The 21,365-nt window shown below is 71.1% G+C and carries 15 protein-coding genes; 9 read left to right on the top strand and 6 right to left on the bottom strand.

The annotated features are described in order from the left end of the window. The first annotated feature begins 131 nt into the window (after positions 1 to 131). From phoR to ABE487_RS12130, 5 genes are all read left to right on the top strand, one after another. Complete coding sequence (phoR, locus tag ABE487_RS12150) at positions 132 to 1,460, top strand: phosphate regulon sensor histidine kinase PhoR (protein WP_346447928.1); 1,329 nt, start codon at positions 132 to 134, stop codon at positions 1,458 to 1,460. Then, positions 1,457 to 3,601: a polyphosphate kinase 1 gene (gene ppk1 / locus ABE487_RS12145; RefSeq protein ID WP_346447927.1), complete on the top strand. Its 2,145-nt coding sequence runs from the start codon at positions 1,457 to 1,459 to the stop codon at positions 3,599 to 3,601. The genes phoR and ppk1 overlap by 4 nt, the downstream gene beginning before the upstream one ends. Positions 3,602 to 3,746: 145 nt before the next feature. After that, positions 3,747 to 5,291, top strand: a complete 1,545-nt coding sequence (ppx, locus tag ABE487_RS12140; RefSeq protein ID WP_346447926.1) for an exopolyphosphatase — start codon at positions 3,747 to 3,749, stop codon at positions 5,289 to 5,291. A gap of 115 nt (positions 5,292 to 5,406) precedes the next feature. Then, the gene (locus ABE487_RS12135; RefSeq protein ID WP_346447925.1) at positions 5,407 to 6,585 is read left to right on the top strand and encodes a glycosyltransferase family 1 protein; all 1,179 of its coding nucleotides are present in this window, start codon (positions 5,407 to 5,409) and stop codon (positions 6,583 to 6,585) included. Beyond that, on the top strand, positions 6,566 to 7,099 hold the full coding sequence (locus ABE487_RS12130) for a phosphatase PAP2 family protein (protein ID WP_346447924.1): 534 nt from the start codon (positions 6,566 to 6,568) through the stop codon (positions 7,097 to 7,099). Before ABE487_RS12135 ends, ABE487_RS12130 begins: the two co-directional genes overlap by 20 nt. A gap of 107 nt (positions 7,100 to 7,206) precedes the next feature. Here the strand turns inward: ABE487_RS12130 and creD are convergent, their stop codons facing one another. From creD to creB, 3 genes are all read right to left on the bottom strand, one after another. Then, on the bottom strand, positions 7,207 to 8,586 hold the full coding sequence (gene creD / locus ABE487_RS12125) for a cell envelope integrity protein CreD (protein WP_346447922.1): 1,380 nt from the start codon (positions 8,584 to 8,586) through the stop codon (positions 7,207 to 7,209). 78 nt (positions 8,587 to 8,664) lie between these two features. Continuing rightward, positions 8,665 to 10,113 (bottom strand): two-component system sensor histidine kinase CreC, encoded by a 1,449-nt coding sequence (gene creC / locus ABE487_RS12120; RefSeq protein WP_346447921.1) that lies wholly within the window; start codon positions 10,111 to 10,113, stop codon positions 8,665 to 8,667. 9 nt (positions 10,114 to 10,122) lie between these two features. Then, positions 10,123 to 10,803, bottom strand: coding sequence for a two-component system response regulator CreB (creB, locus tag ABE487_RS12115; protein ID WP_346447920.1), 681 nt, complete (start codon positions 10,801 to 10,803; stop codon positions 10,123 to 10,125). Positions 10,804 to 10,871: 68 nt separating this feature from the next. On the opposite strand from creB, the gene rlmJ reads away from it, so the two are divergent. From rlmJ to ABE487_RS12095, 4 genes are all read left to right on the top strand, one after another. Then, positions 10,872 to 11,729 (top strand): 23S rRNA (adenine(2030)-N(6))-methyltransferase RlmJ, encoded by an 858-nt coding sequence (rlmJ, locus tag ABE487_RS12110; protein WP_346447919.1) that lies wholly within the window; start codon positions 10,872 to 10,874, stop codon positions 11,727 to 11,729. A gap of 108 nt (positions 11,730 to 11,837) precedes the next feature. After that, positions 11,838 to 12,422, top strand: a complete 585-nt coding sequence (locus tag ABE487_RS12105; RefSeq protein WP_346447917.1) for a GNAT family N-acetyltransferase — start codon at positions 11,838 to 11,840, stop codon at positions 12,420 to 12,422. A 197-nt stretch (positions 12,423 to 12,619) separates the two neighbouring features. Further along, on the top strand, positions 12,620 to 16,147 hold the full coding sequence (gene mfd, locus ABE487_RS12100; RefSeq protein ID WP_346452204.1) for a transcription-repair coupling factor: 3,528 nt from the start codon (positions 12,620 to 12,622) through the stop codon (positions 16,145 to 16,147). A 14-nt stretch (positions 16,148 to 16,161) separates the two neighbouring features. Beyond that, entirely contained in the window at positions 16,162 to 16,752 is a 591-nt protein-coding gene (locus ABE487_RS12095) for an HD domain-containing phosphohydrolase (protein ID WP_346442198.1), read from the top strand. Positions 16,753 to 16,755: 3 nt separating this feature from the next. On the opposite strand, the gene ABE487_RS12090 is transcribed toward ABE487_RS12095, so the two are convergent. The 3 genes from ABE487_RS12090 to ABE487_RS12080 all read right to left on the bottom strand — a co-directional run bounded on the left by ABE487_RS12090 (position 16,756) and on the right by ABE487_RS12080 (position 21,328). Then, a complete protein-coding gene (locus tag ABE487_RS12090) occupies positions 16,756 to 18,111 on the bottom strand; it encodes an AcvB/VirJ family lysyl-phosphatidylglycerol hydrolase (RefSeq protein WP_346442199.1) in 1,356 nt (451 codons plus the stop codon). After that, positions 18,108 to 20,675 carry a bifunctional lysylphosphatidylglycerol flippase/synthetase MprF gene (gene mprF / locus ABE487_RS12085; RefSeq protein WP_346447914.1) on the bottom strand — a complete coding sequence of 856 codons (2,568 nt, stop codon included), beginning with the start codon at positions 20,673 to 20,675 and terminating at the stop codon, positions 18,108 to 18,110. Before mprF ends, ABE487_RS12090 begins: the two co-directional genes overlap by 4 nt. Before the next feature lie 164 nt (positions 20,676 to 20,839). Next, complete coding sequence (locus tag ABE487_RS12080; protein ID WP_346442201.1) at positions 20,840 to 21,328, bottom strand: 8-oxo-dGTP diphosphatase; 489 nt, start codon at positions 21,326 to 21,328, stop codon at positions 20,840 to 20,842. Positions 21,329 to 21,365: the final 37 nt, after the last annotated feature.

Here is a 21,365-nt window from a genome sequence, read left to right as displayed (position 1 = left end):
ACCTGGCACGCACCTGCGCGCTTCCCTCGCCCTGCCCCGCGGCGACGCCGCACAGCGCCGCACGCCGCAGGCGCACGACGCTGCGCTCGCCCACGCAGACCTGTCCGCCCACATTGCCTAGACTTGCCGTCATGCCACCTCGTCTCCACGCCGCCTGGACCCGTACGCTGCTGCAGCTCGGGACCGTGCTCGCGGCCGCGACGATCGCCGGCGCCCTCGCCGGCCACGCGTGGATGGCGCTGGCGCTTGCCGCGCTGGGCGTGATCGCCTGGCATTACTGGAAGCTCTACGACCTGCTGCGGCGGCTGACCTCGCGCAGCCGGGTGCCGCCACCACAGGGCGACGGGGTCTGGCAGGAGGCCGACCGGCTGCTGCACCGGGGCCAGCAGGACATGCGCAATCGCAAGCGGCGCCTGATCGCGATGCTGCGTGCCTATCGCGCGGTCGCCGCGGCGCTGCCCGATGCGGTCGTGGTGGTCGAGCGCAACAGCCAGCGGGTGCAGTGGGTCAACCGCGCGGCGACGACGCTGCTCGGCCTGCAGATGCCGCGCGATGTCGGCCGCCCGGTCGGCGCGGCGCTGCAGCCGCTGCCGCTGGCGCACTGGCTGGCCCAGGGCCGGCGCGCCGAGCCGTTGCTGGACGTGCCCTCGCCATTCTCGTCGGGCACCCGGCTGGAGCTGCGGCTGATTCCCTATTCCGACGATCTGTGGCTGCTGCTGGTGCGCGATGTCACCCGCCTGGTCCGGTTGGAGCAAATGCGCCGCGATTTCGTCGCCAACGTCTCGCACGAATTGCGCACGCCGCTGACCGTGGTCCACGGGTATCTGGACATGCTCGACCCCGAGGAGCAGCCCGAATGGGCGCCGATGCTGCAGGAGATGCAACGCCAGTCGCAGCGCATGACCCAGTTGGTCGAGGACCTGCTGACGCTGTCGCGGCTGGAGGCGCAGGAGGGCGTGGGCGACGAGATCGTGTCGATGGCCTCGATGCTGGCCTCGCTCCGCCGGGAGTTGGAGATGCTCAGCCAGGGCCGGCATAGGATCGACGTCGAGGATGCCTCGGACACCGATCTGGTCGGCTCGACCCGCGAGTTGCACAGCGCGTTCTCCAACCTGGTCAGCAACGCGGTGCGCTACACGCCGCCGGGTGGGCGCATCGCGATCCGCTATGCCCCCACGCGCGACGGCGGGGTCGCGCTGTCTGTGGACGATTCGGGCTACGGCATCCCGGCCGCGCACCTGCCGCGCATCACCGAGCGCTTCTACCGGGTCTCGACCAGCCGCTCGCGCGAGTCGGGCGGGACCGGGCTGGGGCTGGCGATCGTCAAGCACGTGCTGCATCTGCACCAGGCGCGGCTGGAGATCGACAGCGAGGTCGGGCGCGGCAGCCGCTTCGCCTGCCATTTCACCGCCGAGCGCGTCCGCGCGCGCGACCCCCACGTCACAGGAGCCTTCGGATGAGCCATCCCCCCGCCCCCGGCAAGCCGCCGCGTCCGCGCCGGCCGGCGCGCACCACCGGACGCGACGCCGCGCCGCCGCCGACCGCAGGCGATCCGTTGCTCGATCCTGCGCTGTATCTCAACCGCGAACTGTCGCAGCTCGATTTCAACTTCCGGGTCCTGGCCCAGGCGCTCGACGAATCGGTGCCGCTGCTCGAGCGGGTGAAGTACCTGTGCATCTCGTGCACCAATCTCGACGAGTTCTTCGAGATCCGGGCCGCGACCGTCCGCCACGCACAGGACTTCGGCATGCCGTTGCCCCCCGATGGCCTGCCGCCGGCGACGGTGCTCAAGCGCATCCATGAGCGGGCCGCCGCCCTGGTCGAGGCGCAGTACGCGTGCTGGAACCAGATCCTGCGCCCGGCGCTGGGCACAGCCGGGGTGCGGATCCTCGGCCGCGACACCTGGACGGCGCGGCAGAAGCGCTGGCTGCGGGCGTACTTCCGCGAAGAAGTGATGCCGGTGCTCTCGCCGCTCGGGCTGGACCCCGCACACCCGTTTCCGAAGATCCTCAACAAGTCGCTCAACATCGTCGTGGTGCTCAAGGGCAAGGACGCATTCGGCCGGATCGGCAATCTGGCGATCGTGCGCGCACCGCGCTCGCTGCCGCGCATCATCCAGTTGCCCGAGCGCGTATCGGGTGGCGAGTACGACTTCGTATTCCTGTCGGCCGTGCTGTCGGAATTCGTGCACGAGCTGTTCCCCGGCATGGACGTGCGCGGGGCGTACCAGTTCCGGGTCACCCGCAATTCGGAACTGATCGTCGACGAGGAGGAGGTCGAGAACCTGGCGCTGGCGCTGCGCGACGAACTCGCCGGCCGCGGCTACCTGCGCGCGGTGCGGCTGGAGATCGCGGCCAATTGTCCCAAGGCGATCGTGCGCACGCTGCTGCAGAACTTCGACCTGCCCGAGAACGCGGTCTACCGGATCGACGGGCCGGTCAACCTCAACCGTGTCAGCCAGATCTTCGACCTGGTGCAGCGCCCGGATCTGAAGTTCCCGACCTTCCAGCAGCGCCAGCTGCCTGGCAACGATGCGATGTTCGAGATCGTCGCCGATGGCGACGTGCTGTTGCATCATCCCTTCGATTCCTTCGCGCCGGTGCTCGAGCTGATCAAGCAGGCGGCGGAAGACCCGAATGTGCTGGCGATCAAGCAGACGCTCTACCGCACCGGCAAGGATTCGGCGATCGTCGAGCACCTGGTCACCGCGGCGCGCAACGGCAAGGACGTCACGGTCGTCGTGGAGCTGCGCGCGCGGTTCGACGAGGAGGCCAACCTCGGCCTCGCCGACCGGCTGCAGGAGGCCGGCGTGCAGGTGGTCTACGGCGTAGTCGGCTTCAAGACCCACGCCAAGATGCTGCTGATCGTGCGCCGCGAGGGACGCAAGCTGCGCCGCTACGTGCACCTGGGCACCGGCAACTACCACGCCGGCACTGCGCGCGCCTACACCGACTTCGGGCTGATCACCGCCGACCCGCAGATCGGCAATGATGTCCACCTGATCTTCCAGCAGCTTTCGGGGCTGGCGCCGGCGATCGAGCTCGAACGCCTGCTGCAATCGCCGTTCACGCTGCAGCCCGGCATCATCGCGCGGATCGAGCGCGAAACCCGGCATGCGGCGCAGGGCCGCCCGGCGCGGATCGTGGCCAAGATGAACGCCCTCAACGAGCCGCAGGTCATGCGCGCGCTGTACGCGGCCTCGCAGGCCGGAGTGAAGATCGAACTGATTGTGCGCGGCGCCTGCGCGTTGCGACCGGGCGTGCCGGGCATCTCGGAGAACATCCGGGTGCGTTCGATCGTCGGACGGTTCCTGGAGCACCATCGCGTCTACTGGTTCGCCAACGATGGCGATCCTGAGCTGTTCTGCGCCAGTGCCGATTGGCTGGAGCGCAATCTGCTGCGGCGCGTGGAGACGTGCTTCCCGATCCTCGATCCCCAGGTCGCGACCCGGGTGCGCACCGAGTCCCTGGACAACTATCTGGCCGACAACATCAACGCCTGGGAACTGCGCGAGGACGGCAGCTACGAGCGGCTTGTGCCCGAGGGCGATGCGATGCCGCACTCGGCGCAGGGCTGGCTGCTCGCGCGCCTGTGCGGCTGACGCGACGACGGTCGGCGGGCGCGCGCTGCGCCGGGATGCACGGCATCGCGCACGCCATCACGGTTTGCGCGCCCACCGCATGCTTTACCATGCGCACTTCCCACCGCCACGTGGCGCCGCGCGCGTCGCGCCACGCAGGACCGTGATGACCGGACAGGACACGCTCGCACTCGCCGATGCGCTGACGCCGCCGATCGAGGACGGCGACATGCTCGCCGCAATCGACCTGGGATCCAACAGCTTCCACATGATCGTCGCCCGCTACACGCTGGGCCAGTTGCGCGTGGTCGACCGGTTGCGCGAGACCGTGCGCCTGGCCGAAGGCCTGGACGCACGCGGCGGCCTGGACGCGGCTGTGCGCCAGCGTGCGTTGCAGTGCCTGTCGCGTTTCGGAGAGCGCATCCGCGACATCCCGCCGCAGCACGTGCGGGCGCTGGCCACGCACGCCGTGCGCCGGTTGGCCGCGCCGCAGGCCTTCCTGGTGCCGGCCGAGACCGCGCTGGGCCATGCGATCGAAATCATCGCAGGCCGCGAGGAGGCCCGCCTGATCTATTTGGGCGTCGCCCACGCGCAGCCGCCCAAGCCGGGCCACCGCCGGCTGGTGATCGACATCGGCGGCGGCTCGACCGAATGCATCATCGGCAGCGGCTTCAATGCGCTCGAGCGCGAGAGCCTGCAGGTGGGCTGCATCGCCAGCACGCGGCGCTTCTTCGCCAACGGCAAGCTGACCCGGCGCCGCTGGCGCGAGGCGCTGGCCGAAGTCGCCGCCGAGTTCCAGCAATTCGCCAGCACCTACCGCGCACTCGGCTGGCAGGAAGTCGTCGGCGCCTCGGGCACCAACAAGGCGATCGGCGAAATCTGCGCGGCGATGAAGCTGACCAAAGGCGCGGTGACCGCCAACGCGCTGCCGGTCGTGCGCGACCGGCTGCTGCAGGCCGGCCAGATCGATGCCATCGACCTGCCCGGGCTGTCGGAGGACCGTCGGCCGATCATCGCTGGCGGCGTGCTGGTGCTCGAGGCCGCGTTCGAGGTCCTGGGCATCGAGCGCATGCACGTCAGCAAGGCGGCGATGCGTGAGGGTGTGTTGCACGACATGCTCGGCCGCCGCGGCGAGGCCGACCCGCGCGAGACCTCGATCGAGGCGCTGGTGCAGCGCTACGGCATCGACGGCGCCCACGCGGCGCGGGTGGAGGCGACCGCGTTGCGGCTGTTCGACCAGGTCGCGCGCCCCTGGCAGCTCGACGGCGACGACCTGCGCATGCTGGCCTGGGCGGCACGCGTGCACGAGATCGGCCTGGTCATCGCACACAGTCAGTACCACGTCCACGGCGCCTACGTGCTGGCGCATTCGGACATCGCCGGCTTCTCGCGTCAGGAGCAGCAGTTCCTGGCCGCGCTGGTGCGCTGCCACCGCCGCAAGGTGCCCAAGTCGGCCTTCGACGCCCTGCCCGACCGCCTGCTGCGCCAGGCCCGCTACACCGCCACCCTGCTGCGGCTGGCGGTGCTGCTGCACCGCAGCCACGAGCCCGACGAGATCCCGCAGTTGCAAGCAAGCGTCTACGGCGACGCGCTGCGGCTGCAGGTTTCCCGCCACTGGCTCGATGCCCGGCCGCTGCTGCGCGTGGACCTGGAATGCGAACCCGAGGACCTCGGCGCGCTCGGCGTGAAGCTGGTGCTCGCCGCGGAGTGAACGCAGCGCGGGCTGGGGCGCCCGCCTGCTGCTGTCATCGTTCCGTCGCCGTGCGGTCATTGCACGGGCATGTCGCACCGCGATCATCGCGGCTGCCACGGCAGCGGACCGAACGATGCGCTACGCGATCGTCACCGACACCTACACGCCCGACCTCAACGGGGTGGCGCTGACCCTGCAGGCCTACGTCGCCGGCCTGCGCGCGCGCGGCCATGCGGTCGAGGTGATCCACCCCCGCCAGCCGGGCGAGCCGGCGGGCAGCGATGATGCTGCGCTGCGGGTCCGCGGCCTGCGAGTGCCGCGCTATCCGTCGCTGCGCGTCGGGCTGCCGATCCAGACCCGCCTGCAGGCGGCCTGGCGTGTGCAGCGCCCCGATGCGGTCTACGTCGCCACCGAAACCCTGCTCGGCGGCTCGGCGATCCGCGCCGCGCGCGCGCTCGGCATCCCGGTCGTCACCGCGCTGCACACCCGCTTCGACCTGTACATGGCCGACTACGGCCTGCGCGCGCTGGCACCGCTGGCGCTGGCGTGGATGCGGCGCTTCCACGGCGGCGCCGATGCCACGGTGGTCGCGACCCAGGCGCTCGCCACCTGGCTGCAGGCCCAGCGCATCGGCCATGCGGTCGTACTGTCGCGCGCGGTGGACTGCACACAGTTCGACCCGGCGCGGCGCGACCCGGCGCTGCGCGCGGCCTGGGGCCTCCCGCCAGGCGGATTGGCGGTGGTCCATGTGGGCCGGATCGCAGCCGAGAAGAACCTGCCGCTGGCGATCCACGCCTTCCGTCGGCTGCAGCAGCAGCGGCCGGATGCCCGGATGGTGCTGGTCGGCGACGGTCCGTTGCGCGAATCGCTCGCGCACGCCCATCCCGATCTCGTGTTCGCCGGCGCGCAGCGCGGCGACGCGCTCGGCCGGCATTTTGCCAGCGCCGACCTGTTCCTGTTCCCCAGTCGCAGCGAGACCTTCGGCAATGTCGTGCTCGAGGCCATGGCCAGCGGCGTGCCGCAGGTGGCCTTCGACCTGGGCGCGGCCTCCGAGCACCTGGTCGACGGCCTGCACGGCGCCCGGATTACGGACGATGCACACGGCGACGCCGCCTTCGTCGCCGCAGCGCTGCGGCTGGCCCAGGACGATGCCGGCCGCGCGGCGATGGCCCGCGCCGGGCGCCGGGCGATGCAACGGCTGACGCCGGCCCAGGTCGCCGCCGACCTCGATGCGCTGCTGGCCGCGCCACGCGCGCGCGCCGCCTCTGTTCCCGTCCGACAGGTCGATCGCCATGCACACCGCGCCGCGTAGCCGCCTGTACCTCCACGACATGGGCTGGTGCCTGCGCGCCAACCGTGCCTGCACCCGTGTGTGGATCCGCCGTGGGTTCGCGACCGTCAGCCGGCTCGGCGACGGCGTGTTCTGGTACGCCTTGATGACTGCGCTGGTGGTGCTCGATGGCCTCGACGGCGCATTCGCGGCCGCGCACATGGCGGCCACCGGCGCGGTGGCCCTGCTGCTGTACCGCCGCCTGAAGCGCTGGACCAAGCGGCCGCGGCCGTTCGCGGCCGACGTACGCATCCGCGCCTGGGTCGCGCCGCTTGACGAGTTCAGCTTTCCGTCCGGCCATACCCTGCATGCGGTCGCATTCTCGACCGTCGCCATCGCGCACTACCCGGCGCTGGCCTGGTGGCTGGTGCCGTTCGCAGCCGCGGTCGCGGCCTCGCGTGTGGTGCTCGGCCTGCACTACCCCAGCGACGTACTCGCCGCGACCGCGATCGGCGGCGCACTGGGCGCCGCCGCGCTGTGGGTTGCCGGCTTCTGAGGGACCTTGGAGCGCGTCTGCCGCACCGACGCACCGCCCACTCACCGTTGAAAACGACGCAACCGCGGACCGAAGCCCGCGGCTGCGTCGCATGTCGCTGACGCGCGTCAGCGATCGGGCAGCGGCGGCGGCGTGGCAGTCGCCGTTGCTTCCGACAGGGCGTACCAGTCCACGCGCCGTGTCGTGAGCATGATCGCCGCCAGGATCGCGAACAGCAGGCCCGCTCCGAGCACCAGCGCGTTGTCCTCCGAGATCAGCAGGCCGTAGAGCGCGGCGTAGAGGATCGCCAGCATCCCGGCGAAACCGGCGCCCCAGGCGCGGCTGCGCAGCACCGCCGACAGATAAACGCCGATCAGGCCGATGCAGGCGATGCTGGCGGCCAGATACGACCAGCCGAACGCGATGCGCTCCGACAGGCCGACCAGCAACAGGAAGAAGATCGCCAGCGCCAGTCCGACCATCGCGTACTGGATCGGGTGGATGCGCAGTTGCCGCAGCATCTCGAACAGGAAGAACCCGGCGAAGGTCAGCAGGACGAACAGCACGCCGTACTTGCTGGCGCGATCGGCGCGCACGTAGGCATCGACCGGGTCGACCAGGGCGATGCCCAGCGCATCGATCCCCGCCTCGCCGTGTTCGCGCAGCATCGCCGCAGTATCGCGATCGGCGCGGGCGCCGTTGCGTACCTGCAGTTGCGCATCGCTGGCCAGCGAGGACACCGCCCACTCAGCGCGGAAGCCGTCCTGGCCGATCTCTCGCGTCGTGGGCAGGAAGCGGCCGTTGAACAGCGGATGGCGCCAGGGCGAATCGACCGCGACCCGGGTCTCGCCGGCCAGCGGCACCACCGCCAGCGCCTCGCTGCCCGACAGCGCCAGATCCAGCGTGGTGCGCAATTGCAGCCGGTCGCCGGCCGCGGGCGGCGCCAGCGCGGCATGCAGGCCCGAGCCCAGGTCGCCGCCGGCGCCTTGTGCCAATGCCACCTGCACATCGTCGAGCCGCAGTCGCGGCGTTCCGCGCAGGCCGCGCACGTCGGTGATGCCGTAGCTGATGTAAGGCCGGCCGATCCGGCGCGGCGCGACGGCATCGCGATCGTCGGGAATGCGCACATCGAAGCCGGCCCGCAACTGGCCTTCGAGCACGTACATGCGTACCTCGTGCAGCCCCAACCGTCGGGTGTAGGGCGCCATCGTCCCGGTCACGTCCGCCGTGCTCGGAAAAAAGATCCAGCGGTTCTCACGCTCGCGCTGCACGGTCCCGGTCGATCGCCCCTGGGCATCTTTCTCGTCCACCTCGACCGTCTCCACGTACGGCACCACCAGCACCGGTGTGGTCAGGGTCTGGCTCCCGGCCTCGCTGCGTGCGATCCGCTCGACCGCGTCGGCACGGTAGCGCTGACGATCGAGGATCACGCCCCGGATCATCAACAACGGCAACAGGATCGCCAGGCTCAACCCGGCCACGATCACGATCTTCAACGCCAAGCGCATGACACCACTCCAAATCCGGGAACGTGGCGGCAGCGTGCCCGGGCGCGATGGGGCGACGATGGCGGCTGTGTGAAGTGGCTATGAAGTCGGGCGCGTCGCAGTATCGCGTGGCAACTCGACCACGGCCAGCGCACCGCCGCCGTCGCGATTGTCGAGTCCGGCACGGCCGCCGTGCAGCGCGGCGACCTCGGCGACGAAGGACAGGCCAAGGCCACTGCTGCGGCTGCCGCCACCGGGCCTGGGCAGCGAGTAGAACCGCTCGAACACGCGTGCCCGGGCGTAGTCGGGAATGCCCGGTCCGCGATCGCCGACCGTCACCCGGACCCCGATGTCCGACGGCGCCGCGGCGACTTCGACCGTGGCATCGTCCGGAGAGAAGTCGCAGGCGTTGTCGATCAGGTTGGCGATCATCTGCCGCAGCAGATAGGCATCCCCCGAGACCACCGCATCGCGGCAGGCCGGGTCGATCTTCAGCTGCACCGGCACCCGTCCCGGATCGGCCGCGAACGGCGCCACCGCGGCATCGAGCACATCGGCGAGCACGACGCGCTCGGGCCGCTCGATGCGTTGCCGATGCTCGACCGCCGCCAGCGCCAGCAGCTTGTCGATCGTCTGGGTCATGCGCTCGCTTTGCGTGCGCACGCTCGCCGCGAAACGCGCGCGGTCCTCGTCGGGCAGCGGCTGCTCGAGCAGTTCGGCGGCGCCGCGGATCGCAGACAACGGCGCCTTCAGCTCGTGGGTCAGGCTGTGCACGTAACGCTCGACGTACTGCTTGCCCTCGAGCCGCTCGCGCATCGTCTCCAGCGCCCGGCCCAGGTCTGCGAACTCGCCGGCGCTGCGCGGCAGCGACGCGCGCTCGCCGGCGGTGACCGCATCAGCATAGCGACGCAGCGCACCGAGCTGGCGCGACAGCCACCAGGCCGCGAGCAGACCGATCGCCAACGCCGCGCCCAGCAGCACGCCGCCCCAGCGCATGATCGTGGCCTGGCTGCGGGCGATGAACGGCGCGATGGTGCGGTTGGGCTTGGCCACCGTCAGCACGCCGACGATGCGGTTGCCGTCGCGGATGGGCGCGGCCACGTGCATGACCGAGCTCGCGTCGTCGTCCGGATCCAGACGGCTGGACCGGGCGCCGTAGCGGCCGCGCAGCGTCAGGTAGACATCGTTCCAGCGCGAATAGTCGCGTCCGACGTCGCGCCCGCTCGAATCGAACACCACGATGCCCGCGGCATCGGTGACATAGACCCGGTAGGCGACATCGGACTTGCGGAAGCCCCAGATCTCGGCGTCGACACGGCGCGCGGCCAGGGCGCGGATGCGCGCGGCGAACCGGCCGTCGTCGATGCGCCCGGCCAGGAAGTCGTCGGTCGCCAGCTCGGCGAGCACGCCGGCAGTGTCGGCCAGCGTGTCCTCCATGGCCTGGCGGACCCCTGGCTTGACCTCCTGGGTGAACACCCGCAGCAACAGCAGCGCGGCGATCGCGACGATCGCGAAGTATCCCAACAGGATCCGCAGCCCGATCCGCATGGCGCGCCGTCAGTCCACGTCCAGCGAGTACCCCAGCCCCCGATGCGTGCGCAGCGGATCGGCTTCGGGGGTGATCGCACGCAGCTTGGCGCGCAAGGTCTTGACGTGGGTATCGACGGTGCGGTCGCCGCTGTCGGGGGCGTCCTCCCAGACCCGGTCCATCAGCTGCGCGCGCGAGAGCACCGCGCCCGGACGCGCGAGCAACGCCGCCAGCAGGCCGTACTCGTAGCGGGTGAGCTCGAGCGGCTGGCCGCGGTAGCGGATGCGCAGCCCAGCACGGTCGTGCTCGAACGCGCCTGCACTGGCGACATCGCGGCCTTCGCTGGCCGCCACGCCGCGCCGCAGCGCCACCCGCACGCGGGCAACGAGCTCGCGCAGCGAGAACGGCTTGGCCATATAGTCTTCGGCGCCGAGTTCGAAGCCGAGCACGCGCTCGGCCTCTGCGGACTGCGCGGTCAGGAAGATCACCGGCAACAGCGACTGCCGACGCAGGTCCGCGCACAGGGCGAAGCCGCTGACGTCCGGCAGCCCGACATCCAGGATGGCCAGATCGAATGTCTGTGCGGCCGCCGCGGCCAGCGCCGTGCGGCCGTCGAGGCAATGCCGGATCTGGTGGCCCTCTGCGCGCAACGCGTAGGCGACGGTATCGGCGATGGCAGGCTCGTCCTCGACGAGCAGGATGCGGGACATGGCGCGGCGCGAATGGAAACCGCGCACAGCATACGGCGAGGCCCGTCGCGCGCCGCTACCCTATGTCGATGAACTACCGCCACGCCTTCCACGCCGGCAACCACGCCGACGTCCTCAAGCACGTCGTGTTGCTCGCGATCTGCGACGCGCTCGCCGTCAAGCCGGCGCCCTGCTTCGCGCTCGACACCCATGCCGGCGCCGGTCTCTATCGCTTGAGCGACGATCCCGCGCAGCGGACCGGCGAAGCGCAGGCGGGCATCGGCCGGCTGCTGGCCGCCCCCAGGGCGACACCCGCAATCGCGCGGTATCTGGACGCCGTCGCGGCCTGTCGCGCCGCCCACGGCGCCGATGCCTACCCCGGCTCGCCCTGGCTGCTCGCCCACGCCCTGCGCGCACAGGACCGGATCGCCTGCTGCGAGATCGAGCCCGGCGCATTGGCCGCGCTGCGCCAGGCGGTCGGCTGCGACCCGCGCGTGGCGGTGCATGCACGCGACGGCTACGAGGCCTGCCGCGCGCTGCTGCCGCCGCGGCACGGCGCGCAGAAGTTCGCCCGCGGCCTGGTGCTGATCGACCCGCCCTACGAAGCGCAGCGCGCGGAGTTCGACACCGCCCTGCTCGCCATGCGCGATGCGCTGTCGCGCTGGCCGCAGGCGGTCCAGGCATTGTGGTACCCGATCAAGCAGCGGCGCACGCTCGCCCCATTCCTGCGCGCAGCCGGCCGGCTGCAAAGCCGCTCGACGCTGGTGGTGGAGTTGCTGGTCCGCGGCGACGACTCGCCGTTGCGGATGAACGGCAGCGGGCTGCTGCTGGTCGACCCGCCGTGGGCGCTGGCCGATGCGCTCGCGCCGGCGCTCGAGGCCTTGCGCGACGCCCTGGGCGAGGCCGGTGCCGACACCCGCCTGCACTGGCTGCGCGAACCGGCCTGAACACTGCGCAGGATATGGCGGTGGCTGCGGCGGTTCGCGGCCTGCCTTCACGGTACCTGAATCGCGGAGTTGGGTATGGTCGGCCCCACCCTTCCAGCCCGACCTTCGATGACCGCACGCAACCGCCTCCCTCCCTGGCACGAGGAAATCCGTCTCGCGAACGGCCGCCAGGTGTTGATCCGGCCGATCCGTCCCGCCGATGCCGACCCGCTACGCGCGGCCTTCGCGCTGCTGGAACCCGACGAGGTCCGCCAGCGCTTTCTGTACGCCAAGAAGGAGCTCTCGCCCGAGACTGCGCTCCGGCTGACCCAGCCCAACCCCAAGTCGGAGTTCGTGCTGGTTGCCGCCGAGCCCATGACCCCGGGCGAGGCACTGGTCGGCGCGGTCGCGCGCGCCGCGATCCTGCCCGGCACCCGGCATGCCGAGTTCCACATCCTGGTCAGCCACTACGTTGCCGGGATGGGACTGGGGCGCCATTTGATGCGGCGCCTGGTGCGCTGGGCCAAGGGCAAGCGGCTGGACCGCCTGTACGGCGATGTGCTCGAAGAGAACGAGCCGATGCGCGCGCTGGCCAAGTCGCTCGGATTCCAGCAGACCGCGGGCGAGGCACCGGGCATGATCCGGGTCTCGCTGGATCTCAAGCGCTCGCCCGAGAGCGCAGCCCCCGAAGCGCCGCATCCGCCGCTGGGCTGAGGCCTGCCGAGGTTGGCGCGGCATCGCCGGGTCCCGGCGATGGCCCCCTCGCGCCGCACCGCGTGCCGCGCCCTGTCTCAGGGTGCGAGACCGCTTCGTTTAGACTGACAGGTTGATCGCGCCGGAAGCCCGACGGGCGTCCGGCGCTGTCGTCGTTTTGCCTCATTTCCGCCGCCGTGCCGCTTCCCGACGTTCCGATGCCCAACTCCCCTGCTTCCGCCACCGCCCCGCCGTTGCCCGGTGCCGGCCATCCCCGCGCCTGGTGGCGCGCGCCCGCCAGCCGCAGTGCGCTGGCCTGGGCGGTACTGCAAGCCGCCCGCGTACACGCCGGGCCGCTGCTGCTGGTCGCGCGCGACAACCACGGCGCCCATCAGCTCGAACACGACCTGCGCACGCTCGGCGGCGACGACCCGGCGTTGCCGGTGGTGCCATTCCCGGACTGGGAGACGCTGCCCTTCGACCGCTTCAGCCCGCATCCGGACATCGTCTCCCAGCGCCTGGCCGCACTGCACCGCCTGCCTGGGCTGACACGGGGCATCGTCGTGGTGCCGGTACAGACGCTGATGCAGCGGCTGGCGCCGGTCAAGCACATCGCTGGAAGCAGCTTCGACCTCGCCGTCGGCCAGACCCTCGATCTCGACGCCGAAAAACGTCGCCTGGAAAGCGCCGGCTACGCCCATGTCCCGCAGGTCCACGACCCGGGCGACTTCGCCGTGCGCGGCGGGCTGCTCGACGTGTTCCCGATGGGCGCCAGCCAGCCGTACCGGGTCGAGCTGTTCGACGACGCGATCGAGACGATCCGCGCCTTCGACCCCGAGTCGCAGCGGTCGCTGGAGAAGATCGACGCCCTACGCATGCTGCCCGGCCGCGAGGTGCCGCTGGACGAAGCGTCGCTGGCACGCGCGATGGACGCGCTGCGCGAGCGCTTCGACATCGACACCCGGCGCAGCGGGCTGTACCAGGATCTCAAGGCCGGTGCGGCACCGGCGGGCATCGAGTACTACCTGCCGCTGTTCTTCGACGCGCCCCGGCGCGCCCTGGCCGAACGCGGCGCTCCCGCGCCGAGCACGGCCACGCTGTTCGACTATCTGCCCGCGAACGCGCTGCCGGTGCTCGATGTCGGGGTGTCCGCGGCCAGCGACCAGTTCCAGGCGCAGATCGACCATCGCTACGACCAGTTGCGCCACGACATCGAGCGTCCGCTGCTGCCGCCGGCCGAACTGTGGCTGGCGCCCGACGCGCTGCGCGAACGCCTCAACCAGGGCACCCGGATCGAGCTGTGCGACGCCACGCACCCGCGCCGCGACCAGGCCGCCGCGCTCGGCGAGCAGCCGGCCCCCGAGCTGCCGCTGGCCGCCCGCGACCAGGCCCCGGCCCAGGCGCTCAAGACCTTCCTGGGCCATTACCCCGGGCGCGTGCTGATCGCGGCCGATTCGGCCGGCCGCCGCGAAGCGCTGCTGGAGGTGCTGCAGGCCGCCGAACTGCGCCCGACGGTGTTGGCGGACTTCGATGCGTTCGTCGACGACGCTGCGCGCTTCGCGATCGCAGTGGCGCCGCTCGAAGACGGCTTCGCGCTCGATGCCCCGCAGATGACGGTGCTCACCGAACGCCAGTTGTTCCCCGAGCGCGCCGCGCAGCCGCGCAGTCGACGCCGGGCCGGGCGCGATCCCGAGACCATCATCCGCGATCTGGGCGAGCTCAGCGAGGGCGCGCCGATCGTGCACGAGGACCACGGCGTCGGGCGCTACCGCGGCCTGGTCGTACTCGAAGCCGGCGGCCAGCCGGGCGAGTACCTGGACATCGAGTACGCCAAGGGCGACCGGCTGTACGTGCCGGTGTCGCAGCTGCACCTGGTCAACCGCTATTCGGGCGCATCGCCGGAGACCGCGCCGCTGCATTCGCTCGGCGGCGAGGCCTGGACCCGCGCCAAGAAGAAGGCCGCCGACAAGGTCCGCGATGTCGCCGCCGAGCTGCTGGAGATCCAGGCCAAGCGCCAGGCGCGGGCCGGACTGGCGCTGGAGGTCGACCGGTCGATGTACGAGCCGTTCGCCGCCGCGTTCCCGTTCGAGGAAACGCCCGACCAGCACGCCGCGATCGAGGCGATGATCCGCGATCTGGGCAGCAGCCAGCCGATGGACCGCGTGGTCTGCGGCGACGTCGGCTTCGGCAAGACCGAGGTCGCCGTGCGTGCGGCCTTCGTCGCCGCGGCCGCCGGCAAGCAGGTCGCAGTGCTGGTGCCGACCACGCTGCTGGCCGAGCAGCACTACCGCACGATGGCCGACCGCTTCGCCGACTGGCCGCTGCGCGTGGAGGTGCTTTCGCGCTTCAAGAGCACCAAGGAGATCAAGGCCGAGCTCGAGAAGCTCGCCCGCGGCGAGATCGACGTCATCGTCGGCACCCATCGCCTGCTGCAGCCGGACGTGAAGTTCAAGGACCTGGGGCTGGTGATCGTCGATGAGGAGCAGCGCTTCGGCGTGCGCCAGAAGGAGGCGCTCAAGGCGCTGCGCGCCAATGTGCACCTGCTGACCCTCACCGCGACCCCGATCCCGCGCACGCTCAACATGGCGATGGCCGGCCTGCGCGACCTGTCGATCATCGCCACGCCGCCTGCGCACCGGCTGGCGGTGCAGACCTTCGTCGTGCCCTGGGACGATGCCCAGTTGCGCGAGGCGTTCCAGCGCGAGCTCAGCCGCGGCGGGCAGGTCTACTTCCTGCACAACGATGTCGAGAGCATCGGCCGCATGCAGCGCCAGTTGCAGGAGCTGGTGCCCGACGCGCGCATCGGCATCGCCCACGGCCAGATGCCCGAGCGCGAACTGGAGCGGGTCATGCTCGATTTCCACAAGCAGCGCTTCAACGTGCTGCTGTGCTCGACGATCATCGAGTCGGGCATCGACATCCCCAACGCCAACACGATCATCATCAACCGCGCCGACAAGTTCGGCCTGGCCCAGCTGCACCAGCTGCGCGGCCGTGTCGGCCGCTCGCATCACCGCGCCTACGCCTACCTGGTCACGCCCGACCTGCGCAGCATCACCAGCGACGCGCGCAAGCGTCTGGAGGCGATCGCCTCGATGGACGAACTCGGCGCCGGCTTCACGCTGTCCACTCACGACCTGGAGATCCGCGGCGCCGGCGAACTGCTGGGCGAAGGCCAGAGCGGACAGATGGCCGAGGTCGGCTTCAGCCTATACACCGAACTGCTCGAACGGGCGGTGCGCAGCATCAAGCAGGGCAAGCTGCCCGACGTCGACGAAGCCGATGCGCGTGGCGCAGAGGTCGAACTGCACGTCCCGGCGCTGATTCCCGAAGACTACCTGCCCGACGTGCACACCCGCCTGATGCTCTACAAGCGTATCAGCGGCGCGCGCGACGCCGAGCGGCTGCGCGAGCTGCAGGTGGAGATGATCGACCGTTTCGGTCTGCTCCCCGACGCCGCCAAGCACCTGTTCCAGGTCGCCGATCTCAAGCTGCAGGCCACCGCGCTGGGGATCCGCAAGCTCGACCTGGGCGAGGGCGGCGGACGCGTGCAGTTCGTCGACAAGCCCAAGGTCGACCCGCTGGCGGTGATCGGACTGGTGCAGGGGCAGCCGCAGCGCTACCGTATGGACGGGCCGGACAAGCTGCGCGTCATGCTCGACCTGCCCGATGCCGAGTCGCGGATCAAGACCGCGCGCGGCCTGCTGATCGCCCTCGCCCCGTCCTCGTCATCGCCCGTCCGCTGATGCCCTCCACCGCCATGCATGTCGACCGCGCGCCCGACGACCTCGTCGCCTCGCTGCATGTGCTGACGGTGGCATTGCACGAGCGCGACACCTACACCCATGGCCACTGCGACCGCGTCGGGCGACTGACCAGCGCCCTGGCCCGCCGCCTCGGTCTGTCGCACGCGCGCCGGCATGCGCTGGTGCTGGCCGCGCGGTTCCATGACATTGGCAAGATCGGCATTCCCGACGACGTGCTGCTGCACCCGCATCGGCTGGACCCGGAGCGACTGGCGATCATGCGCACCCATTCGGCACGCGGCGCGCGGGTGTTCGTCGCGACCGGTCGCCAGGACGCCCACGAGGTCGCGCGGATCATCCGCCACCACCACGAGGCGGTCGACGGCAGCGGCTATCCCGATGGGCTGATCGGTGAAGCGATCCCGCTCGAGGCGCGCATGCTGGCAGTCGTCGACAGCTACGACGCGATGACCAGCGACCGCCCCTACCGCCCCGCCCTGGGCGTCGACCAGACGCTGGCGCGGCTCCGGGCCGATGCCGCCCGCAGGCTCGACCCCGATCTGGTGGACGCCTTCATCGGCGTCCTGCACACCAGCCCGCGCTGACGCTCAGCGCGGCGCTTCCGCCCCGCCGACGCTGCCCAGGATCGTGCCGGCCAGACGCGCGTAGTCGCCGTCGAAATGGTGGCCGCCGGGCAAGGTCCGGACCGTGACATGGCCGGGCGGCAAGGCCGCACACGTGGCGTCATGGTCGCCCTCGCCCTCGATGCACAGCACGTGGTCGGCCGACAGGCGTCGCACTTCTGGCGCGATCTCCAGCGCATCGGGATCCTCCGCCGACAGCCAGTTGCCGACATGGAACTCGAACGAGGCACGCCGGCCCAGCCCGATCAACACCGTGTGCGCGACCGTCGCGCGGGTCGCCGCCGGCAGCCGGTTGACCGCGAAGGGCAGCACGTCGGCACCCTGCGAGTAGCCGATTAGCAACACGCGCGTCCGTCCCCAGCGCGCGGCGTAGCGCCGGATGACGCGATCGATGTCGCGCGCCAGACCATCGGGCGTGCGCGCCGACCAGAAGTAGCGCAGCGAATCGAAGCCAACGACGGCGATGCCGCGCGCCGCCAGCGCATCGGCAACCTCGGTGTCGAGGCCGGCCCAGCCGCCGTCGCCGCTGAGCAGGATCGCAAACATTGGCTGCGCCGGCCCGTGCGCGGGCACCTCGACCAAGGGCAGATCGCGCACATCCGCAGGCGGCGCGGCCGGCTGCGCGCGGGCCGACAGGCGCGCCAGGCGCTGGACTGCGGCACGCAACGGCGCTGGCGCATCGCCGTGCGCGCGCACCGCCGCGCCATCGATGCCGCGCGCGAAGCGCTGGAGTTCGGAAAGCTCGGCTGCGCTTCCCAGTGCCAGCCAGGGCATGGCGAGTGCGCGCACCGGCTGCAGCGCCACCGTGTCGGGCTGAGGCGTACGGGCGGCAAACAGCGTGCCCGCGCCGCGACACGGTGGTTTGCCCAACGCCAGCGGCGGCAATGCGCCGCGCGTGACCGCACCGGCGAACACGCCCGGCTGGGCCTGCGCGGCCATCGCGTAGACGATCGCCGCCCCCGCGCCCTGCCCCACCAGCACCGGCGGCCGGTAGTCCGGCAATCGCGCATAGCCCTGCAGCCAGTGCGAGAGATTCTCCAGATCGCCATCCGGGAACGCGCAGGCCCCGCCGTCGCGCGCCAGCGCCGCCTGCAGCCGTGGCACGTCGATCTCGGCGACCAGGGCACCGTCGGCCGCCAGCGCCTGCGCGATAGCGCGACCCTCGCCCTGGTCGAGCAACAACACGGTATGCGTCGCCTGCCCGGCCGGCCGTGTCAGTACGACCTCCTCGAAGAATCCGTGCCGCAGCCGTTCCTGCGCACCCGCCGGCCCGGCCAGCAGCAAGACCGCCACCACGCCCCACCTCACGACATGCTTCATTTCGACAGGACTCCTCGGTAACCGCCCGCAATCAATGCCGCGGCATCGGCCAGCACCAACAGCGGCGCGATACCGCCGGGCGAGGCGAGATAGCGCGCACTCCACTGCGGGTCGAACTTGTCCTTGAACGCGCGCAGCCCGCGGAAGTTGTAGAACTGCTCGCCGCGCGCGAACAGCAGCCGCCCCATGCGGTGCCACTGTGGCGCCAGCGCATGGGTCGCCATGCCCGACAACGGCGCCATGCCCAGCCCGAAGCGCTGGTAGCCGTCTGCGGCTAACTGCTGCAGCAGGCGCGCAAACAGGAAATCCATCGTGCCGGGCGGCGCATCGGGCAGGTGCCGCATCAGGTCGATGCTCGCCTCCGACGCTTCGCCCGCCGGGTTGCCAGCGACGAGCAGGCTGGCGAACGCGATGATCCGCGTCTCGTCACGCACCACCGCGACTGGATTGCAGGCCAGGTATGCAGGGTCGAAGGCGCCGATCGAGAACCGCTTTTCGGCCGTCCGATGCTGGGCGAGCCAAGCCTCGGACACCGGCCGCAAGGCCGGCAACAACGCCGGCACGGCCGGCGTGTCGACGATCTCGAACCGCAGGCCGGCACGCTCGGCCCGGTTGACCGCGGTGCGCAGGCTGCCCCGCCGCCTGCCCTGCAGCGAGAATCCAGGCAGCGGCACGCTCGCATACTCGCCGAGCTTGAACAGTCGCAGGCCGGCATCGAGGTACAGCGGCAACGCCTGCGGACCGACCTGATAGAAGCACCCGCGCGCGCCCGCATCGCGCGCGCGCTCCAGGAACGTCCAGACCAGGTCCGGCCAGGCCGCGTACGGGCCGACCGGATCGAACAGTGCGATCCACGACCGCCCCTGGCGTCCGTACATCAGGAAGGCATCGCCTGATGCCGAGAACAGCAGATGCTTGTCACCGGTAAGCACCAGCCCCGCGTCGGCGCTGTCGTGCGCGCGCACGATCGCCTGGGCCTGCGCCAGTTGCGCAGCATCGGGCAACGGCGGCGGCGGCACGGCCGGACGCACCAGTTGCCGGAGCGCGAGCGCCAGGGCGACCACTGCCATCGCCACCAAGGCCCGCAACGAGCGCGGCGCCTCGCCCGACAACGCGAACTGCCACCACAACTGGTGGGCGTAGGCGACATCGCGGTAGGCGAAGAACAGCAGGCCGACCAACGCGACACAGATCACCGCCATCGCCAGCAGCCAGCCACCGGTGAACGGGACTGCCAGCAACGACGCGCGGCGCGTGAACTGGCGCCTGGAGGCGAGCAGCGCCAGCAACAGCGCCGCCAGCACCGTCGCTTCGGTCACGGCCACGCCCTTGGGCAGCGCGAACGCCAGCGCCAGCGTCACCAGCACGACGGCCGCCCACCAGGCAGCATCGAGCCGACGCAGCAGCGCGCGTGCGACGAACAACAGCAACACACCGATGACCGAACTGAGGAAATGCGCCGCCTCCACCAGCGGCAGCGGGACCAGCGCGAGCATCCGCAGCGCGCGGCCGGTGGCCGGGGTCACCCCGGAGACCAGCAACATCACCGCCGCCACCAGGGTCGCGCCCGCCAGCACGCGCGGCGCCAGCCCGGCCAGGAACCGGCGGGCCGGCGACGCCAGGCGCCCGGTCTCGTGCAGCACCAGTACGCCCAGCGCGATCAGCAGCGGCAGCACGTAGTAGACCAGGCGGTAGAGCACCAGCGCTCCGGCCAGCGTGCCCGCCGGCACGCGATCGGCGAGCGCGACCAGCATCACCGCCTCGAACACGCCCAGCCCGCCGGGCACATGGCTGATCACCCCCACCACCACCGCCGCGGCATAGAACCCGAGGAACGTCGCGAAGCCGACCCCGCCTTCGGGCAACAGCAACCACAGCACCGCGGCGGCCGCTGTGATGTCGACCACCGACAGCGCGAGCTGGGTCCAGGCCAGGCCGGGCGTCGGCAGGCGGAGACGACCCACGCGTCCGCGGATCTGGCATACCACGAGCAGCGCCAGCACCGCGGCCACCGCCAGCGCACCCAGCCAAGCCACGACTCCGGCCGGCAAGTGGAGCATTGGCGCGAGCGCCGCGGCATCCCACCACAGCCCGGCGCCGCCGACGGCGCAGGCCCCGAGCCCGAACGCCGATGCGTTGAAGACGATCGCGCGCGACACCTCGCCCGGCTCGACGCCCGCAGCCCCATAGAGGCGCATGCGCACCGCGCCGCCGGTGAACACGCCCAGGCCGATCGTGTTGCTCAGCGCGTAGGCGACGAACGCGGTCTTGGCGACCGTCCGCACCGGCACGCGCGCGCCGACATAGCGCAGCGCACTCGCGTCGTAGCCGACCAGCGCAGCGAAGCTGATCGCGGTGGCCAGGATCGCCAGCGCGATCCGCAGGCCCGGCGTGGCCTCGATCGCAGCGACGATCTCGTCGTAGCGCAGCTCGTGCCAGAAGCCATGGACGGCGACCGCGAGCAGGGTGCCGATCGCCAGCACACCGGCGATGAGCCCGATGCGGCGCAGCGCCTCGGCGTGCGCGATCGACCACGCGCTGAGCGTCTGCAGCCAACGTCGCATCGACCCTGCCATGCCCACCTCGCGCGTGCGCCCCACGGCAATCGCAGGGCACGAAGGCCGCGGAGCATACACCGGCGTCTGTCTGGGACATGCGCACACGCAGCGCCGGTCAATGCGTCCCGTTCAGGCGTCCCGCGCCCCCCGAAAACGGCGGGAAAGACGGCCTACACCCGCGAGTACGACCAGGACTGCATGCAACCGTTCAGATACGGCATCACGCCGTGGAAGGCGCGCGGATCGTCGTCGAACACCAGCGGCAGGAACTGGCGGTCGCCTTCCCACAGCGGCAGGTCGAGCACGCGATCGGCCTCGACCCATTCCAGCGTGCCTTCCGGGTTGGACGTCAGCGGCGCGCCATGCCAGGCGTCGACCACGAACACGAAGCCCAGCCAGTCCTCGCCGTTGCGACCGAAGCCCGGCCAGCTGATGGTGCCGCGCAGGCGCAAGCTGTCGCACTCGATGCCCGCCTCTTCGCGGATTTCCCGGCGCATGCCGGCAACCACGTCCTCGTCGCGCTCGATCTTGCCACCCAGGCCGTTGTACTTGCCCAGGTGCTGGTCGCCGGGCCGCGCATTGCGGTGGATCATCAGCACCCGCCGGCGATCGGGGGACAGCACGTAACCGAGCGTAGCGACGATCGGGGTGTAAGGCATCGGAACGGGCCTGCGGCGGGAAGCCGGGCATTGTAGC

It is taken from the genome of Luteimonas sp. TWI596, assembly GCF_039674105.1.
Lineage (GTDB): Bacteria > Pseudomonadota > Gammaproteobacteria > Xanthomonadales > Xanthomonadaceae > Luteimonas.
This window is presented reverse-complemented; position numbering and strand designations above follow the sequence as displayed.

Bases quoted from the DNA above. Each gene is read 5' to 3' on its own strand.
- phoR (WP_346447928.1), top strand. From the start codon at position 132: ATGCCACCTCGTCTCCACGCCGCCTGGACCCGTACGCTGCTGCAGCTC.
- ppk1 (WP_346447927.1), top strand. From the start codon at position 1,457: ATGAGCCATCCCCCCGCCCCCGGCAAGCCGCCGCGTCCGCGCCGGCCG.
- ppx (WP_346447926.1), top strand. From the start codon at position 3,747: ATGACCGGACAGGACACGCTCGCACTCGCCGATGCGCTGACGCCGCCG.
- ABE487_RS12135 (WP_346447925.1), top strand. From the start codon at position 5,407: ATGCGCTACGCGATCGTCACCGACACCTACACGCCCGACCTCAACGGG.
- ABE487_RS12130 (WP_346447924.1), top strand. From the start codon at position 6,566: ATGCACACCGCGCCGCGTAGCCGCCTGTACCTCCACGACATGGGCTGG.
- creD (WP_346447922.1), bottom strand. From the start codon at position 8,586: ATGCGCTTGGCGTTGAAGATCGTGATCGTGGCCGGGTTGAGCCTGGCG.
- creC (WP_346447921.1), bottom strand. From the start codon at position 10,113: ATGCGGATCGGGCTGCGGATCCTGTTGGGATACTTCGCGATCGTCGCG.
- creB (WP_346447920.1), bottom strand. From the start codon at position 10,803: ATGTCCCGCATCCTGCTCGTCGAGGACGAGCCTGCCATCGCCGATACC.
- rlmJ (WP_346447919.1), top strand. From the start codon at position 10,872: ATGAACTACCGCCACGCCTTCCACGCCGGCAACCACGCCGACGTCCTC.
- ABE487_RS12105 (WP_346447917.1), top strand. From the start codon at position 11,838: ATGACCGCACGCAACCGCCTCCCTCCCTGGCACGAGGAAATCCGTCTC.
- mfd (WP_346452204.1), top strand. From the start codon at position 12,620: ATGCCCAACTCCCCTGCTTCCGCCACCGCCCCGCCGTTGCCCGGTGCC.
- ABE487_RS12095 (WP_346442198.1), top strand. From the start codon at position 16,162: ATGCATGTCGACCGCGCGCCCGACGACCTCGTCGCCTCGCTGCATGTG.
- ABE487_RS12090 (WP_346442199.1), bottom strand. From the start codon at position 18,111: ATGAAGCATGTCGTGAGGTGGGGCGTGGTGGCGGTCTTGCTGCTGGCC.
- mprF (WP_346447914.1), bottom strand. From the start codon at position 20,675: ATGCGACGTTGGCTGCAGACGCTCAGCGCGTGGTCGATCGCGCACGCC.
- ABE487_RS12080 (WP_346442201.1), bottom strand. From the start codon at position 21,328: ATGCCTTACACCCCGATCGTCGCTACGCTCGGTTACGTGCTGTCCCCC.